This window comes from Arthrobacter sp. SE2, from assembly GCF_058244265.1.
The window spans coordinates 340805-356691 of the sequence record NZ_JBZAYA010000002.1 but is presented as its reverse complement, the minus strand read 5'-3'; the positions used below and the strand labels follow the sequence as shown (position 1 = coordinate 356691).

The window sequence follows — 15887 nt, the reverse complement described above, 5'->3', positions numbered from 1 at the left end:
TTCGCGCTTAGTCAGCGGAGCTTTTCGCGCAGCTTCCGGGCCACTTGGTAGGCGCCGTAGCGGAGCTTGTTGACGGGAAGGTCCCACGTGCCTGGGTAGGCTATTTCGCGGCCGCCGAAGGACTTCTTGAAGGCGGTGAATCCGGCCCACTTGTGGTCAGGCTCGTCCTCCGGGGCCACGCCCCACAGGTCGACGTGCTTGAGCCCTTTGTCCTTTGCGTCCGCCATCAGCGTCACGAGCAATGGAATGCCCGCGCTGAGCTTGCGGTGCGTGTCATCGAGCGCCGCGTGGGCGTAGGTGCGCGTGTCGACGGAGTCGTACGCCAGGGCAGCGGCAATGGGTTCGCCCTCGAGTTCGGCGATGAACAGGGTGGCGGCACCGGCGGGCATGAGGGAGCGGGCCACCGAGCCGAGGTAGTCGTCGCTCTGGGGCTTGAAGCCGTTGCGTGCGGCAGTCATGTGCAGGAAGTTGAGAAGCACTGAGATCTCTTCAGGATCCTGCGAGGACCGGAAGGTGACACCCTTCTTGTGGATGTTGCGGTACAGGTTCCGGTTGGTGGGTTTCATGCCCGCGAGGACGTCCTTGAAATCGCCGCCCAGATCCACAATCCAGCTCAATTCCGGCTGCTGGTTTGACGGCGCCGGCTGCAGGCCGCGTGCCCGCAGGATCGCACCGGCTTCGGTGGCTTCGAACCCGGCGGTGACCGGTTCCATCCGGACAAACACCGCCCGGCTCTGGCGCGCGATCGCCACAAGTGCGGCTACAGCTTCGTCGAAGGCCTCCAACGAATCGGCCACGGGTCCGTAAGGCGTGTAAATGACCTTGCCCGCGGGGTTCTTTTCCTCCACAGCGAGGAAACTCCAGCCCGGGCCGGACTCCTCGTGCACGGTACGGCCGAGGGATCGCTGGAAGGACGCCCATGCGGACGTCTGCAGGAAGTACTCCACGCTCTAGTTCCCCAAGCCTGTTGTGACGGCAAAGGCGACGCTGGTTCCCGTTGCGCCGGCAATCGGGTGCACCATGACGGGCTCTTCGGATGCCGGGATGAATGCACTCCCGCCGCGCTCCACGGCGAGCTCGCTCTTGGGGGAGTCGAGCACCACGGAACCCGAAACCACGACGACGACGGCGGGACCGGCCTGGGCCATCGGCACGGGTTCCGCTCCGGGAGCCAACTCGATGCGCTGGAGTTGGAATTCCTTGAAGGGCGGCACATAGAGATCCTGGCCGAATCCGGAGGTCCTGGGTTCGATTCGCGGTACGCCGAGGGAAGCGAATTCGATGGTCTTCAGGAGCTCGGGGACATCGACGTGCTTAGGGGTGAGCCCGCCACGGAGCACGTTGTCCGAAGCCGCCATCACCTCCACGCCGAGGCCTTTCAGGTAGGCGTGGACGTTTCCGCCCGGCAGGTACACCGATTCGCCCGGGGACAGGAAGACAAGATTCAAGAGCAAGGAAATCAGAACACCGGGATCGCCCGGGAACTCACTGTTGATGTCCACCAAGGTGGAGAGCTCCGCAGCGTGCTGACCCATCGGCGCGCCCGATTTCAGGATGGAAACCACCTGATCCGTCGCGGCGGAGACGGCATCCCCGCCGGTAATCAGCCGGGTGAACGCAGCTTTGAGTGCCGAGGGCTCATCGGACCCGGAAAGGTCCGCGATAACTCCGGTGATGACATCAGGAACGTCGACGGCGGCAAGGTCCAGGAGGGACGCGAGGTGCTCGAAGACACGCTGCGAATCGGCCGCGGGACGGAAACCGCAGAGGGCGTGAAACGGGGTCAGCGCGAAGATCATCTCCGGCTTGTGGTTGTCATCGCGATAGTTGCGCTCCGGTGCGTCCGCTGCCATACCCGCGGCATTTTCCTTCGCGAAGCCGTCCCTGGCCTGCTGCAGGCGAGGGTGGACCTGCAATGACAGGGGCTTGTCGGCTGCAAGGAGCTTGGTGAGGAACGGCAAGCGGGGACCGAATTCAGCCACGCTCGTTTCACCCAGGAAGTGCACGGGATCCACGTTGATCAGGGCGTCCAAGGCGACGGAAGACCCATCCGGACGGGTGGCCACGGACGGCGAGTCCGGGTGCGCTCCGATCCACAACTCTGCCTCCGGACCACCCGAGGCGGGCCTTCCCAGCAGAGCGGCGATCGCCGTCGTCGATCCCCATGCATAGGGGCGGAGAACATTCTCAAGCTGGTACACGGCAGGGGATCCTTGTCATTGCGGAGGGTTCATTCGGGGTTGCCGGGGATGACCTTCTAGCGGCAGCTCCGGGCTCTTAGCGGCTGCTGCGGGCGGAGACGTTCGCGGTGGAGAAGACTTCGGCGACCTTGTCGCGGAGCCTGGCCCCTTTTTCGGTAGCGGTGTTGTTCAGCTCCCGGGCGAATTCGAGCAGCTCGCCACGAAGCCGGACGGCCAGCTCGTCAGTTCCGGACGCCAGTATGCGCACTGCCAGGAGGCCGGCGTTGCGTGCGCCGCCGATGGAAACCGTGGCCACGGGAACGCCGGCGGGCATCTGCACGATGGACAGCAAGGAATCCATGCCATCCAAGGTTTTCAGCGGTACCGGGACGCCGATGACGGGCAGCGGGGTGACAGAGGCGAGCATGCCCGGCAAGTGGGCGGCGCCGCCTGCTCCCGCGATGATGACGCGGATGCCGCGCTCATGGGCGTTCTGGCCGTAACGGATCATTTCCGTGGGCATGCGGTGGGCAGAGACGACGTCGGCTTCGAAGGGGATGCCGAATTCGGCCAGGGCGTCCGCCGCGGCTTCCATGACAGGCCAGTCGGAGTCGGAGCCCATGACGAGGCCTACGATCGGCGCGGCGTTCGCCGCGCCCGCGTTTCCGGCATCCATGTTTCCTGCGCTCATGCGGTCTCCTCTGAGGTGGTCTCGGCCGGCATGCGGCCGTCGCGGATGATGTCGGCCACTACGGTGGCCCGGCGTCGGATGGAGTCGACGTCCGCGGTCGAGTTGCCGACGAGGTTGACGTGCCCGATCTTGCGGCCGGCCCGCACGGACTTGCCGTAGCAGTGGACCTTTGCAGCAGGTTCGTAGGCGAGGGCCTTGGGGTAGGCGCTGTAGAGATCCTGGTTGTCGCCGCCCAGGAAGTTCTTCATGACCACCACCGCGCCCAGGGCATCGGTGGCACCCAGCGGGAGGTTGAGGACTGCGCGCAAATGCTGTTCGAACTGGCTCGTGACGGAGCCGTCCTGCGTCCAGTGGCCGGTGTTGTGCGGCCGCATGGCGAGTTCGTTGACGAGGAACCCGACTCCGACGCCGGGCGTTTCGAAGAGCTCCGCAGCCATGACGCCCGTGACTCCGAGTTCATTGGCGATTCGCAGCGCTGCCTCTTCGGCTGCCGCAGCGACTTCCACGGGAATGTCCTGGGCCGGCGCAATCACTTCGTCGCAGACTCCGTCCACCTGGACGGTGTGGACTACCGGCCAGGCGCGGGATTCGCCGTCGGGGGTCCTTGCGACGAGCGCGGAAAGCTCGCGGCTGAAGTCAACCTTCTCTTCGGCCAATAGCGGGCTCATGGCTTCGAACCAGTCCGTGGTGGTGCGTGCGTCCTCGGCGGAATGGACGATGCGCACGCCCTTGCCGTCATAGCCCCCGCGGGGGGTCTTCAAGACAATCGGCCAGCCGGTCTGCTCGCCGAAAGCGATCAGGTCTTCGACGCCGTGGACGGCCGCCCACGCCGGATTGGGGAGCCCCAAGCGGTCGATCGCGGCGCGCATCACGAGTTTGTCCTGCGCGTGCACCAAGGCATCGGGGCCGGGCTGGACGTTGACTCCGGCCTCGATCAGGGCCCTGAGGTGCTCGGTGGGGACGTGCTCGTGGTCGAAGGTCATGACGTCCAAGCCCTCCGAGAACTCCAGAAGGGCGGCGAGGTCCTTGTAGTCGCCTATGGGAGCCGTTGCCACGGCCTGGACTGCGGAAACGCCCTCACCTTCGGCAAGGACCCGGAGTTCAAAGCCGAGAGCAGTTGCGGCCGGGGCCATCATTCGTGCGAGCTGTCCGCCGCCCACCACGCCAATTACAGGAAAAGTCACAAGGTTCAGCCTACCGAACCAGCAGCCGGTTCCCAGATTCTGCTCGCACCCGGGTCATTGGGAACCCGGATCGAGGCCGCCGGCGCGGATTAATTCGGCAAGCTCCAAGGAATCGGAGCTAAAATGGAGCCTTCGGCCCATCGGCCCCCTAGAACAACGGCCATGGAGGGTCATGATCAACTCACTTGCAGATCGCATCCGCGGGCTCGCCTCGCTTTTTTGGCGCGAAGTAGCGAAGTTCGGCGCTGTAGGCGGTGTTGCGTTCGTCATAGATAACGGCTTGACCTACTATCTCATGCACGGCCCGATGACGGACAGTGAGGCCAAGGCCCGTTTCGTCGGCGCCACCGTGGCCACCGTGTTCTCTTGGATCGCCAACCGCTTCTGGACATTCCGCCACCGCCGCCAGGCGAACGTGGTGCGCGAGTTCGTCATGTTCATCATCATCAACGGCATTGGCATCGGAATCTCCACAGGCCTGACCGCCATCGCCAAATACGGCATGAACATCCAGGACAAGAACGTCCTGTTCGCTGCCGGAATCGTCGGCATCCTCGTCGCCACCGTAGTGCGATTCTTCGCTTACCGCTTCCTGGTGTTCAACAAGGAACTCGACGAAGAGCCGGCCTTCTCGCATGACCACGAGATCATCGAAGCCCACCACAAGGCCAAGGCCAAGGCCATGCATGCCGCTAGCACCGCGGCTGACTCCGATGAAGGCGAAGACGCGGTCAAGCGCCGCTGACGCGCTCGTTGTCCAGCAGGTGCTGGGTGACGTCAACGTCCTGGTGCACGAGGACAACTGAACCGTCTTTGTTCCACGCACCCAGTGCGTCGGCGAGGGCCGACTCCAAACCGTCGGCCGCGCGTACCAGCAGGCGCACGCCCGCGTCGTGTTCCTTGGCGAATCCGTCCAGCAACTCCCCGTGCGAGTGTCCGGTTTCGAGGCGGCGCAGGGCCGGCATTGCCGCGTCCGGTTCGGCGTGCGCCATGAACACGTCGCCGTGGGAGCGCACCTCAGCCGCGTAGTCGACGACGCCGACCGGCAGCTCTCCCGGCCAGCGCATCGCGAGTGCCGCGAGCGGTACGGCGACGACGGCGTCGAAGCCGGCTCCGGCACCGACGTCGGGGGTGTCCGTGACAAGCAGGTCGGCGCTGCCGCCGTCGAGCACCAGCTCCATCCCCAGCTGCCACCCGGCCAGCGCCCACACGAGGGACTTCCAGTGGGCCGGTAGATCCAGGCGAAGGCTCATGCCCGGTTCGGCGTCGAACTCGTCCTGGAGCAGGTTGCTGGTCTTGGCCACCCAATTGTCGAGGACCCTCCCTGAGAGCTCCACCCGTTCGGCGTCCGGCCCGTACCAGGTCAGGCGGGGGGATGTGGCGTGTCCGGAACGCAGGGCTGCCATCAGGTTCATCGCGGGGGTGCTCATGGCTACATCTTGCCACGGGGCGCCCTACCCGGCGCCGGGACGTGTGAATTGCACCACACGGGGGCCAAGGTGCGGCGACAGCGCGGGCCCCGGGAGCCAAGTGATTTCCCTGAAATTCAATGAAAATACATCTTAATTGATGCGAAGCTTCCGTTTTTCCGCGGAGGCGCTCGGATGGTGCGAAAAAATCGCGGGCGTGGCGTGACGGTAGTTAGTACGGAAAGTTGATTATTATCCCGGCGTGGCTTGACGGCACGGTAGTTACACACGTGTAATTAGATATCGAACGCCGCTGCGGGAGTATCGGGTACATAACCGAGTACCGAATGAGCACGGCAGCAGCTGCACACATCAGGAGGGACGCCATGGGGCAAGCGTTGCGTATCCAGGAAGATGCAGTCGTCGCGGAATATGCGTCGGTGAAGTACCGGTCGCGCGAAGTTCCGGGGGATTGGTATGTTGACCCGGCAGATCCGCAGGCGGCGGACCGCTATATAGAGACCACTCGGGAGTCGCTGGAAGACGAGGCAACAGCCTTTCTTGCTGCCCACGAGGCTCTTGTGGGAGGCGCGCCGGCAGATCCGGAGGACGATCTCGACGATCCTCCCATGGAGCTGCGCCGTCCGCTCGACAACCCGGCACAGCCGGTATGGATCGGGCTTCCGCGCCAGGGGGACTTCGACGACGAAGGCGAACTTGGCTGGCAGACGGACGCCTTGTGCGCCCAGACGGACCCGGAGGCGTTCTTCCCCGAGAAGGGCGGCTCCACCCGGGATGCCAAAAAGGTTTGCGGTGCGTGCAATGTCCGTTCGCAGTGCCTTGAATACGCACTCGCCAACGATGAACGTTTTGGTATCTGGGGCGGGCTCTCCGAGCGTGAACGCCGCAGGCTGAGGAAGCGAGCGGTCTGATTCTCAAGGCAGTACACGTTACCGCCGTCGTCGTCTCGCATGACGGCGGTAACTATCTCCCCAGAACCCTGGCGGCTCTGCTGGACCAGACGCGTCCGGCAGATGTCGCCATTGGCATTGATACGGGCTCCCGCGACAAGTCCGCCGCATTGCTGCAGCGGGCCCTCGGCAAGGCCAATGTCACCAGCACGGGCGAACACAAAGTGGGTTTCGGTGCGGCCGTCATGGCCGGCCTGGCCCGCTCGGCGCCACCTTCGCAGGAGCCAGGAGCCGTGGAGTGGATCTGGTTGTTGCACGACGACGCCGCTCCCGCTCCGGATGCACTCGCCGAGCTGCTCCAGGCGGTCGAGCGCGCCCCTTCGGTCACTGTCGCCGGCTGCAAGCAGTTGGCCTGGAATGCGGAACGCAGGCTCATCGACGCCGGCCTGTCCACGAGCCGATGGGCCGAACGGCTGACGCTCATTGAAGCCGACGAACTCGACCAGGGACAGTACGACGGGCGCACGGACACTTTCGCGGTGAATTCCGCAGGCATGCTGATCCGCCGCGATGCCTGGGAGCAGCTGGGCGGCTTCGACGCCGCGCTTCCGGGCGTGGGAGACGACGTCGATTTCTGCTGGCGCAACTGGCTTGCGGGCAACAGGGTCGTGTTGGTTCCAGCGGCGCGCATGTTCCATGTGGAGCACCGTCCCCACAGCCTGGCGACACCTGCGGCCGCACGCAAGAGCCAAGTCCATTTGAGGCTCACCCATGCTTCGCCGTGGAAGGTTCCGCTGCACGCGTTCGGCGCGTTGCTCGGGAGCATGGTCAGGCTCATCTTGAGCATCCTGGTCAAAGAGCCCGGTCACGGCATTTCCCAGCTCGGCGCCACCGTTGCGGCGCTCGGCCGTCCCGGAGCGATTCGGCGCTCCAGGCTGAACGCGGCACGGACGCGACGCGTGCCACGGTCAATGGTCAAGGGTCTGCAGACTCCGCGCCGCGAGGTTTGGGCCCACCGCCGGTCCCTCGTCGAGGCGATTGGCGCAGACGAATTCCAGGAGACGGATTCGCTGGCTCCGGAACCGAGCGGCGACGCCGGCGACGATTTCGTGGCCCTCGCGACGAATGAGCGGGGTTGGATCGGCACGGGCGCGGTGGCCGCTGGATTTGTTGCGCTGGCTGCTTCCATCGTGGGGCTGTTAGGGCTCCTGGGGGCAAGCGGGGTGACGGGCGGAGGCCTCTTGCCGTTGTCCGCCGCAGGCGACATCTGGCGGTCCGCGTCCACGTGGTGGATCGGCCTGGGTGCGGGCTTGCCCGGACACGGGGATCCCTTCGCCTACATCCTGTGGCTCGTGTCATTGCTCGGAGGAGGCGCCTCCGGCACAGCCATCGTGTGGCTGTTGTTGCTGGCCATGCCGCTGTCCGGCCTGGGCGCCTGGTTTGCCGCGGGCGCGATGACCACGCTGCGCCGCTACCGTTTCATTGCCGCGCTGATCTGGGCCGGAGCGCCGGCTCTTCAAGTCGCCTTGAACCAAGGAAGGGCCGGAGCCCTCCTGGCCCACGTGGCGATGCCGCTGCTGGTGCTGGCCCTCTTCCGGGCCACTGGATCGGCCCTGGGGCGGGACACTGCGTTGGACCGACAACTGAATCACCATCGGATCCAGCCATCCGGCTACGCCGCAGCCAAGCCGTTGATGGGCAAGCCGGGCGTCAACGGCACTCCATCGTGGACGGCTGCTGCCGCGGCCGGCCTGGCGCTGGCTTTGGTGACGGCCTCTGCGCCGTCCCTGCTGCCTCCCTTTGCAGTCCTCATTGCTTTTTGCGGCATCGCCCTGGGGCGGCGCGGGCGGACCATTTGGTGGTCACTCCTTCCGAGCGCCGCGCTTTTTGCACCGTACGTCCTCTCGGTCCTTGAACGGCCCCGCACCCTGCTGGCCGATCCAGGCCTCCCGCTGGGGTTCGAAGCCGCACCGTTGTGGCAGCAATTGCTTGGCCAACCCTTGAAATTCGACGTCAACGGCGGATTGGCCGGCTTGGCACTATTCGGCCCGTCGGGTATTCCGTGGGCGCTGGCGCTTGCCCTGCTGCTCGGTGCCCCGGTCCTGCTCCTGGCAATTGCCGCACTCTTTGTGCCCGGAAGGCGGTCGCGCGTCACGCGTTTCCTCTGGGCCGGGGCCCTTTTGCTCCTCGCCTGGGCATGGCTCGCCGGACACGTGGCAACTGGTGTCGATGGCAACCTGCTCGTCGCACCCTTCACGGGGCCGGCAGTTTCCGCCGCCGGGTTCGCGTTCCTGGGAGCGGCGTTGATCGGCGCCGATAACCTCCTCCAGCTGAAAGCCAAGGCAGAGGATGGCCGCCCGGTCCAGCGTGCGGCAGTGCGAATCGTCTCCGCTGTAGCAACGCTTCTCCTCCTTGCCGGACCCCTGGCCAGCATGGGCCTGTGGGCAACCCAGAATGTCCTGGCCAGCGCAGACACCTCGCCTTCGGCCAGCGGCGCGCTTGGCACGCCGCGCCTGGTCCAGCCCTCAGGACCGGGCACCTTGCCGGCCACCGCCGTCGACCACGGCCAAGGGCCGGAACAGACCCGTACGCTGGTCATCACCGCCGGTGAGAACGGTGGCTACACGTCATCCCTCATGCGCGGCGCCGGGACGACATTGGACTCGCTCTCCACTGTCGCCGCGGGCCGTTCCATCGTGGGTTCACCCGGACAGGAACGCCTCGCGGCCGACGACGACGCTACCGCGTCCATCCGGAACGCCGTAGCGACGATTGTCGCGGGAACAGGCGTCGATCCCCGGCCAGGCCTTGAGCAACTCGGTGCTGGATTCGTGGTTCTCAAGTCAGCCGACACCGCTGCCCAGCTGACGGCCAACAGGATCGATTCCGTCCCCGGCCTGGTGGCCGTGGGAAAAACCGATTCCGGGTGGCTCTGGAGGGTCACGCCGCTCAACCAAGCCGCAGCAGCCGACGCCGAGACGGCACACCGCGTCAGGGTGGTGGATGCCAAGGGTGCCGTAGTTGCCCTCTTGCCCTCCCTCGGAACCTCTGCCGCCGGCGACATCCCGGCGGGCGGGGACGGACGCCTGGTAGTGCTCGCTGAGCGGGCAGACACCGGTTGGGGCGCTTGGTTGGATGGCCGCCAACTGAGCCCGACGACGTCCGGATGGGCCCAAGCTTTCACCCTGCCGTCTACAGGCGGCCAGATCGAGATCCGCTACACCACAGTGTGGGAGCCTTGGCTCAGCATTCTGAAGGGCGTAGTGATTGGCTTGACCGTCCTGCTGGCCATCCCCATGCCTGCCCGCAGGCCGAAAGCCGGCCTCCTGAAGGAACAAAACTCCCTCCGTAAGGAGTACAGCAGTGTCTGACAACCAAGGCCCGGCACCCGAGCTCAGAGCGGGGTCAGGGAAGCGCGGCCAGCGCAAAGCCCAGAACCAGAACAAAGGCCGGAACAAGAACAAAGCCGTTGTGTTGGGAGCTCTTTCCGCGACGTTGCTCCTCGCTGCAGGGGCCGGAATGGTGTCGGCAGCATCCATCCTGCCGTCCCCGTCGGGAAGCAAAACGCTGGACATGTCCCTTGCGGATGTCCCGGCGGGCAGGACAACCGCAGTGTGCCCGGCGCCTCCCCGTCTTGCAGAAGGAACCGCCGCGGGCACCGACAGCCAGTTCAGCCCGGTTTCGCGTTCGGCAAAGAGCTTCCTGGATGCGGTGGTGCTCAGCGACGCCTCCGGATCCGTTCCGGGGAGCAACCTCGCCTCGCTCGGGGGCTCCGCGATCGCCGACATTGCCAAGCCTCCGGCTGCCGCCCAAGCCCCGGCGTCGGGGCCTCCCGTGCTGAACGCCGGCGTCGTGGCCCAGAGGCCCGCGGGCGACGTCACCGTGGTAGGCGCCGATCCCATCAGTGGCCAGAAGGCCGCGGTGGCGGGCTTGATGAGCTACACCGCGGGCGACGGCGACCTCCGCGGGCTGGCGGCGGCACCCTGCCAGCAGCCGATCAACGATGCATGGCTCCTGGGAGCAAACACCGCACTGGGCCGAACGGCGGTCTTGAACATCAGCAATGCCTCGGGCACACCGGCTACCGTGAATCTCGAGCTGTTCGGTGCCCATGGACAGATCCAAGCCCCGGACAGCCGTGGCTTGCTGGTTTCGCCTGGAGCCACCCGATCCATCAACTTGGCCGGACTGGCCCCGAACGAGGGTCAGCTCTCGGTGCATCTGCGCAGCAGCGGCGGCCCCGTCGCGGCAACCATCCAGCAGAGCGTCCTCCGGGGCCTCACGGCCGGTGGTGTCGAGCTCATTACTCCCGGTGCCGGCGCCGCCGATGCCCAGGTCATGACCGGGGTGGATGTCCAGGACCCGGCAGCCGTGAAGTCACTCGCCGACAAGCCCGGTTTTGGCGACGTCGTTCCGGCCTTGCAGATCACCGTCCCCGGTCCGGTGGACGCCGTCGTGGACGTGCGTTTGTTCGGGCCGAACGGCCAGCGCGCCTTGCCCGGCGGGGGAGCGGTGACCGCCAAAGCGGGTTCGGTTACCGAAGTGCCGCTCACGGGCGTCCCGGCCGGCATGTATACCGTCAGCGCTACTTCGGATGTTTCCTTCGCAGCGTCCTCCCGGGTAACGCGGGGGCTCAAGGCCGAGGATCCCGTTGATTTCGCCTGGTCTCCGGCAGCAGTCCGCTTGGGTAGCCAGCATGTGATGGCGGTGCCCCAAGGCGGAACCCGCTTCCTCAGCTTCGGCGTGCCGGCGGGCCGGGCCACGGTCAGCTACACGCCGGTCACCTCTGACGGCAAGGTACACAAGACCCAAACGGTCGACATCGCCGGGGGGACCACCGCGGTCATCGGCGTTCCGGATAAGTCCGACGGCGCCGCGGTCTCGGGCTACATCGTGTCGGCGTCAGGGGACGCTGCGTATGGCGCGCTTGTCCTCGGCCAGGGCGATCAACCCGGCGTTTCGGTCCTGACCATCCAGGATGGCGCTGCGGGCCACGAAAAAGTACAGGTCACGCTCGGCTACTGATAACGACGGCGGTAAACGGGGTCCAGGGTCTCCGGCGGGACTCCGAGCATCTCGGCGGTGTACTCGACGACGACGTCGTGCACCAGGTCCTGGAGGTCCTCGCGGCCGCCGGTGGTGTGTTCGACGACGCGCCGATAGATGGTGATGACGGGTCCTGCGCCGTGGGCTGCCGGGGTGTATGAGCCTAGCGGCGCCGCGGTTCCCTCTGCCACCAGTTGCTCAAGGTTCGGCGGGATCTCGTCGACGGCGAACGCCACGCCGTCGAGCCGTTTGCCCCACATGTCCTGCAGCCGTTCGGCGGAATCGAGCACGAGGTCGTCGAACCTTTCGGCACGCGTCCGGTAGCCGGGAAGGTTGGGAAGGATGATTTCCCCGCGCAACCCCCGGCCGTGGCGGTTCCTGCGGCGCTCCCTGAAGCCGCGTGCGGATGTGCCCGTCGTCGTCGTTTCCTGGCTGTCCCCGGTGTCGGACAATTGGACTGTGAAGCCCGGAACGTGGTGCTGTGACTGCATATATCGACTTTAGACCCGTGATTCCGCCAACGCGACATAATGCGCGCAAAGGGGCAATGCACCGCGTCGCGGGGAAGTGCGGCTAATCTGGGATGTTGTGGGTGCAATTCGTCAGTGTTCCAGATCAGCCTGCCGCCAATCCGCGGTGGCTACTTTGACGTACGTTTACGCGGAGTCCACGGCGGTGCTGGGTCCGCTGGCGACATATGCCGAGCCGCATTCCTACGATCTGTGCGCGCAGCATGCCGAATCGCTGACTGTGCCGCGGGGCTGGGAAGTCATGCGGCTCGCCATGCCGTCCTCACCGCCTCAGCCCGGGCCGGACGATCTCCTTGCCTTGGCGAACGCCGTGCGTGAAGCCGCGTCGGCGCCGGCCGCGCCGGAACAACGCGCAGTCCGCGCTCCCTTTGACGGACCGGCCCCTGCGGAGGGAACCAGGCGCCACCTGCGCATCCTGCGCGATCCTTCCTGACCCCTCGACGACAGTCACTGCGCGTCCGTTGCCCTTGTGTACTGCCCTGTGTGTCGCCTTATGTGTCGCCGCTCCCGGTGTGACAAGCTTTGTGACACCGTGCGCTGCGCCGCCGGGTTGTACTCTGGAAGCTGCCATATCTGTCCACAGCGGCGTCCGCGAGATGCCATCCAGGGAGCTTCAACCATGCCAAAGGTCAGTCCTGAATTGTTGTCCATCCTGCGGTGCCCTGTCACCGGGTCCCCGCTGGAGCAGGACGGCGAGGAACTTGTCACGATGGCCGCTGCCGCCTCGGGTGAGAAGCTCCGCTATGCCATCCAGGACGGAATCCCCTTGCTGCTGCCCCCGGACCTGCTGGCAGCCGCCAACGCCGCGGCCTCAGACCAGCACGACGCAGGCCAACACGACGGCCCCCGCCACGCCTGAGCCCCCCCTGACTCGACCATCCGGTACTTCCAAAGGACTTCCATGACTTTCGACTACAAGGTTGCAGACATCTCCCTGGCTGAAGCCGGGCGCCACCAGATTCGCCTGGCCGAGCACGAAATGCCTGGCCTCATGTCGTTGCGCGCCGAGTTCGGTCCGAGCCAGCCGCTCAAGGGCGCACGCATTGCGGGATCCCTGCATATGACGGTGCAGACCGCGGTGCTCATCGAGACGCTGACAGCCCTCGGCGCCGAGGTCCGCTGGGCCTCCTGCAACATCTTCTCTACGCAGGACGAGGCCGCTGCCGCGGTCGTGGTCGGCAAGGGAACCGTCGAGGATCCCCAGGGTGTTCCCGTGTTCGCCTGGAAGGGCGAGACCCTCGACGAATACTGGTGGACGGCGGAGCAGATCCTTAGCTGGCCGGGCGCGGACGCCAATCCTGAGTTGGGCCCCAACATGATCCTCGACGACGGCGGCGACGCAACGCTGCTGGTCCACAAGGGCGTCGAATTCGAAGCCGCAGGCGCGGTGCCGACCGCCACGGAAAGCGATCCCGAAGAGTATGCACTCGTCCTGGACGTGTTGAGGAAGAGCCTTGCCGCCGACCCGAAGAAGTGGACCCGCATCGCGGCCGGCATCCGTGGCGTGAGCGAGGAAACCACCACGGGCGTGCACCGTCTCTACCAGCTCGCCGAACAGGGCAAGCTCCTGTTCCCGGCCATCAACGTCAACGACTCGGTGACCAAGAGCAAATTCGACAACAAGTACGGCATCCGCCACTCCCTGCCGGACGGCCTCAACCGCGCCACCGATGTCCTCATGGGCGGCAAGGTCGCCGTAGTCTGCGGCTATGGCGACGTCGGCAAGGGCGCCGCTGAGGCGCTCCGCGGCCAGGGTTCGCGCGTGATCGTGACGGAGATCGACCCCATCTGCGCACTCCAGGCAGCCATGGACGGCTATCAGGTGGCCAAGCTGGATTCGGTCTTGGAGCAGGGCGACATCTTCATCACGACCACCGGCAACAAGGACGTCATCATGGCCTCCGACATGCTCCGCATGAAGAATAAGGCGATCGTGGGCAACATCGGCCACTTCGACAACGAGATCGACATGGCCGGACTGGCAAAGGTCCCCGGCGTCCAGAAGGTGGAAATCAAGCCGCAGGTGCACGAGTGGGTGTTCCCCGCGGCCGACGGCCGCGAAGAGCGATCGATCATCGTGCTGTCCGAGGGCCGCCTCCTGAACCTGGGCAACGCGACCGGCCACCCCTCGTTCGTCATGAGCAACTCCTTCGCGAACCAGACGATCGCCCAGATCGAGCTGTGGACCAAGAAGGACCAGCCGGAGGCCGAGCGCGAATACTCGAACCAGGTCTACGTGCTGCCCAAGATCCTCGATGAGAAGGTCGCCCGCCTGCACCTGGATGCTTTGGGCGTGGAACTAACCGAGCTCAGCAAGGAACAGGCGGAATACCTGGACCTTGACGTTGCCGGGCCGTACAAGCCGGAACACTACCGGTACTGAGTACACCGGCTGGGGCGCGCCGAAGCGGGCTCCCAGCCAATATCAAGCCGCACCGTTTAGGATGCGGCTGTGGGGCGTGAGTCTTTTGGGGGCGTGAGTTTTGGAGAAAACAGGAATGGGTCTTAATCCCGACGGCGAGCAAGCGGACACTTTCGAGCATGTGGACGCTGCGCGGCTCTTCGACGTTGAGCAGGACAGCGGCAGTGCCCGACACTTGGACAGGACGCACTTGGACACGACGCCGACGAGGCGAAGCCGGTTCCGCAAGGTCGCCTGGATCGTGGTTGTCTGCCTCATTGCCGCGCTCAGCGGCACGTTCGCCGCAGTGGCCCCGCATGCGGCCAGCGCAGCAATCGAGTCCGAGGGATCATCAGGTGAACGCGGCGAGGCGGCAGCAGTGCTGCCCGTCGTGAAGCCTGCCACCGTTGTTGCCTCGCCTGCGAGCGGGGCCAAACAGGTGAACCCGGCTGCGCCCGTTACGATCAGCGTCAAGGATGGAACCCTGGACAGGGTCTCCCTGACGAGCGCCCAAGGGAAGACCGTTGATGGTGCGTTGACCCCGGACGGACTGAGCTGGACCGCATCCACGCCCCTCGAGTTCAACTCCTCCTACACCTTCAATTACACCGTTGCGGATGCGGCCGGACGCCTAACGTCGAAGACTGGATCCTTCACGACGGTTTCCACGCAGAACGAGGCCGACGCCGCCATGTACCCCCTGGACGGGGCGAAGGTAGGCGTGGCGCAGCCGCTGCAGCTCACGTTCAGTGAACCCGTGGTCAACAAAGCCGCCGTCGAGAAGGCCATCAAGGTGACCTCCACGTCGGGCCAGGTCGGGGCCTTCCACTGGTTCAGCGACACCATGGTGCGTTACCGTCCGGAGAACTTCTGGGCGGCGAACAGCACCGTCACCGTGGACCTCAAGCTGTTCGGGGTGGACTTCGGCAACGGCCAGATCGGCAACTTCAACAAGACGAACACCTTCAGGATCGGCGATAAGAAGGTGGCGGTGGCCGACGCGGTTGCCCACACGTTCACGGTAAGTGTCAACGATCAGCAAGTGGGCGAGTGGCCGGACACCATGGGCGACACCAGGTTCCCTTCCGCGCGCGGCTACTTGGTGCTCATGGAAAAGTACCGGGTAGAGCACATGGACGCCTCGACCATCGGCCTCAAGCCGGGGGATCCGGCTTACTACGGACAGCTTGACGTCAACTACGCCACGCGCCTGACGCCCAGCGGCGAGTTCATCCACCAGGCCACCGACTCTGCCCTGCCGTACATCGGTGTCACGAACCTCTCCCACGGCTGCATCGGACTAGGACCCGACGGTGCGAAATGGGTGTTCGACAACATGACAACCGGAGACGTCGTCCAGGTGGTCAATACCCAGGGTGACTACGCCAATTTCGACGACGGCTTTGGCGACTGGAACATCCCTTGGGCCCAATACGCCAATTGAGCAACACGCCAGCTGGCAGGGCGCGCCTTTCGGCACTGTCCGGGACGCACCAGTACCACCGGTAGACTTGGCGGGTCAGTCTTGGGGGCTG

At 65.5% G+C, this 15887-nt stretch carries 14 protein-coding genes; 8 read left to right on the top strand and 6 right to left on the bottom strand.

Annotated elements, in window-relative coordinates:
* Positions 1 to 11: 11 nt before the first annotated feature.
* The 4 genes from AC4CS3_RS04310 to AC4CS3_RS04295 all read right to left on the bottom strand — a co-directional run bounded on the left by AC4CS3_RS04310 (position 12) and on the right by AC4CS3_RS04295 (position 4055).
* On the bottom strand, positions 12 to 947 hold the full coding sequence (locus AC4CS3_RS04310; protein WP_490782349.1) for a lipid II:glycine glycyltransferase FemX: 936 nt from the start codon (positions 945 to 947) through the stop codon (positions 12 to 14).
* A gap of 3 nt (positions 948 to 950) precedes the next feature.
* A complete protein-coding gene (gene manA, locus AC4CS3_RS04305; RefSeq protein ID WP_490782348.1) occupies positions 951 to 2201 on the bottom strand; it encodes a mannose-6-phosphate isomerase, class I in 1251 nt (416 codons plus the stop codon).
* Between the two features lie 76 nt (positions 2202 to 2277).
* Positions 2278 to 2871: a 5-(carboxyamino)imidazole ribonucleotide mutase gene (gene purE / locus AC4CS3_RS04300; RefSeq protein WP_490782347.1), complete on the bottom strand. Its 594-nt coding sequence runs from the start codon at positions 2869 to 2871 to the stop codon at positions 2278 to 2280.
* Complete coding sequence (locus tag AC4CS3_RS04295) at positions 2868 to 4055, bottom strand: 5-(carboxyamino)imidazole ribonucleotide synthase (protein WP_490782346.1); 1188 nt, start codon at positions 4053 to 4055, stop codon at positions 2868 to 2870. Before AC4CS3_RS04295 ends, purE begins: the two co-directional genes overlap by 4 nt.
* Positions 4056 to 4227: 172 nt before the next feature.
* On the opposite strand from AC4CS3_RS04295, the gene AC4CS3_RS04290 reads away from it, so the two are divergent.
* Positions 4228 to 4800 (top strand): GtrA family protein, encoded by a 573-nt coding sequence (locus AC4CS3_RS04290; protein ID WP_490782345.1) that lies wholly within the window; start codon positions 4228 to 4230, stop codon positions 4798 to 4800.
* Here AC4CS3_RS04290 and AC4CS3_RS04285 read toward each other — a convergent pair.
* Positions 4787 to 5485: a TIGR03089 family protein gene (locus AC4CS3_RS04285; RefSeq protein WP_490782344.1), complete on the bottom strand. Its 699-nt coding sequence runs from the start codon at positions 5483 to 5485 to the stop codon at positions 4787 to 4789. The two genes, AC4CS3_RS04290 and AC4CS3_RS04285, sit on opposite strands and share 14 nt — an antisense overlap.
* 365 nt (positions 5486 to 5850) lie before the next feature.
* Here AC4CS3_RS04285 and AC4CS3_RS04280 point away from each other — a divergent pair, with 365 nt between their 5' ends.
* The 3 genes from AC4CS3_RS04280 to AC4CS3_RS04270 are packed head-to-tail and all read left to right on the top strand — an operon-like array spanning position 5851 to position 11400.
* Positions 5851 to 6396 carry a WhiB family transcriptional regulator gene (locus AC4CS3_RS04280; protein ID WP_236818426.1) on the top strand — a complete coding sequence of 182 codons (546 nt, stop codon included), beginning with the start codon at positions 5851 to 5853 and terminating at the stop codon, positions 6394 to 6396.
* Entirely contained in the window at positions 6396 to 9746 is a 3351-nt protein-coding gene (locus AC4CS3_RS04275) for a glycosyltransferase (protein WP_490782447.1), read from the top strand. The genes AC4CS3_RS04280 and AC4CS3_RS04275 overlap by 1 nt, the downstream gene beginning before the upstream one ends.
* Positions 9739 to 11400, top strand: coding sequence for a DUF5719 family protein (locus AC4CS3_RS04270; protein ID WP_490782343.1), 1662 nt, complete (start codon positions 9739 to 9741; stop codon positions 11398 to 11400). Before AC4CS3_RS04275 ends, AC4CS3_RS04270 begins: the two co-directional genes overlap by 8 nt.
* Here AC4CS3_RS04270 and AC4CS3_RS04265 read toward each other — a convergent pair.
* Complete coding sequence (locus tag AC4CS3_RS04265; RefSeq protein WP_490782342.1) at positions 11394 to 11912, bottom strand: metallopeptidase family protein; 519 nt, start codon at positions 11910 to 11912, stop codon at positions 11394 to 11396. The genes AC4CS3_RS04270 and AC4CS3_RS04265 overlap by 7 nt on opposite strands.
* Positions 11913 to 12009: 97 nt before the next feature.
* Here AC4CS3_RS04265 and AC4CS3_RS04260 point away from each other — a divergent pair, with 97 nt between their 5' ends.
* The 4 genes from AC4CS3_RS04260 to AC4CS3_RS04245 all read left to right on the top strand — a co-directional run bounded on the left by AC4CS3_RS04260 (position 12010) and on the right by AC4CS3_RS04245 (position 15796).
* The gene (locus AC4CS3_RS04260) at positions 12010 to 12384 is read left to right on the top strand and encodes a DUF3499 domain-containing protein (protein ID WP_490782341.1); all 375 of its coding nucleotides are present in this window, start codon (positions 12010 to 12012) and stop codon (positions 12382 to 12384) included.
* Positions 12385 to 12570: 186 nt separating this feature from the next.
* On the top strand, positions 12571 to 12810 hold the full coding sequence (locus AC4CS3_RS04255) for a Trm112 family protein (protein WP_490782340.1): 240 nt from the start codon (positions 12571 to 12573) through the stop codon (positions 12808 to 12810).
* 42 nt (positions 12811 to 12852) lie between these two features.
* The gene (gene ahcY / locus AC4CS3_RS04250; protein ID WP_490782339.1) at positions 12853 to 14334 is read left to right on the top strand and encodes an adenosylhomocysteinase; all 1482 of its coding nucleotides are present in this window, start codon (positions 12853 to 12855) and stop codon (positions 14332 to 14334) included.
* A gap of 115 nt (positions 14335 to 14449) precedes the next feature.
* The gene (locus AC4CS3_RS04245; protein ID WP_490782338.1) at positions 14450 to 15796 is read left to right on the top strand and encodes a L,D-transpeptidase; all 1347 of its coding nucleotides are present in this window, start codon (positions 14450 to 14452) and stop codon (positions 15794 to 15796) included.
* Positions 15797 to 15887: the final 91 nt, after the last annotated feature.

What these genes read in the sequence shown, in the direction of transcription:
- purE (WP_490782347.1), bottom strand. Translation starts at nt 2,871, where the DNA reads ATGAGCGCAGGAAACATGGATGCCGGAAACGCGGGCGCGGCGAACGCC.
- AC4CS3_RS04290 (WP_490782345.1), top strand. Translation starts at nt 4,228, where the DNA reads ATGATCAACTCACTTGCAGATCGCATCCGCGGGCTCGCCTCGCTTTTT.
- AC4CS3_RS04285 (WP_490782344.1), bottom strand. Translation starts at nt 5,485, where the DNA reads ATGAGCACCCCCGCGATGAACCTGATGGCAGCCCTGCGTTCCGGACAC.
- AC4CS3_RS04280 (WP_236818426.1), top strand. Translation starts at nt 5,851, where the DNA reads ATGGGGCAAGCGTTGCGTATCCAGGAAGATGCAGTCGTCGCGGAATAT.
- AC4CS3_RS04265 (WP_490782342.1), bottom strand. Translation starts at nt 11,912, where the DNA reads ATGCAGTCACAGCACCACGTTCCGGGCTTCACAGTCCAATTGTCCGAC.
- AC4CS3_RS04255 (WP_490782340.1), top strand. Translation starts at nt 12,571, where the DNA reads ATGCCAAAGGTCAGTCCTGAATTGTTGTCCATCCTGCGGTGCCCTGTC.
- ahcY (WP_490782339.1), top strand. Translation starts at nt 12,853, where the DNA reads ATGACTTTCGACTACAAGGTTGCAGACATCTCCCTGGCTGAAGCCGGG.
- AC4CS3_RS04245 (WP_490782338.1), top strand. Translation starts at nt 14,450, where the DNA reads ATGGGTCTTAATCCCGACGGCGAGCAAGCGGACACTTTCGAGCATGTG.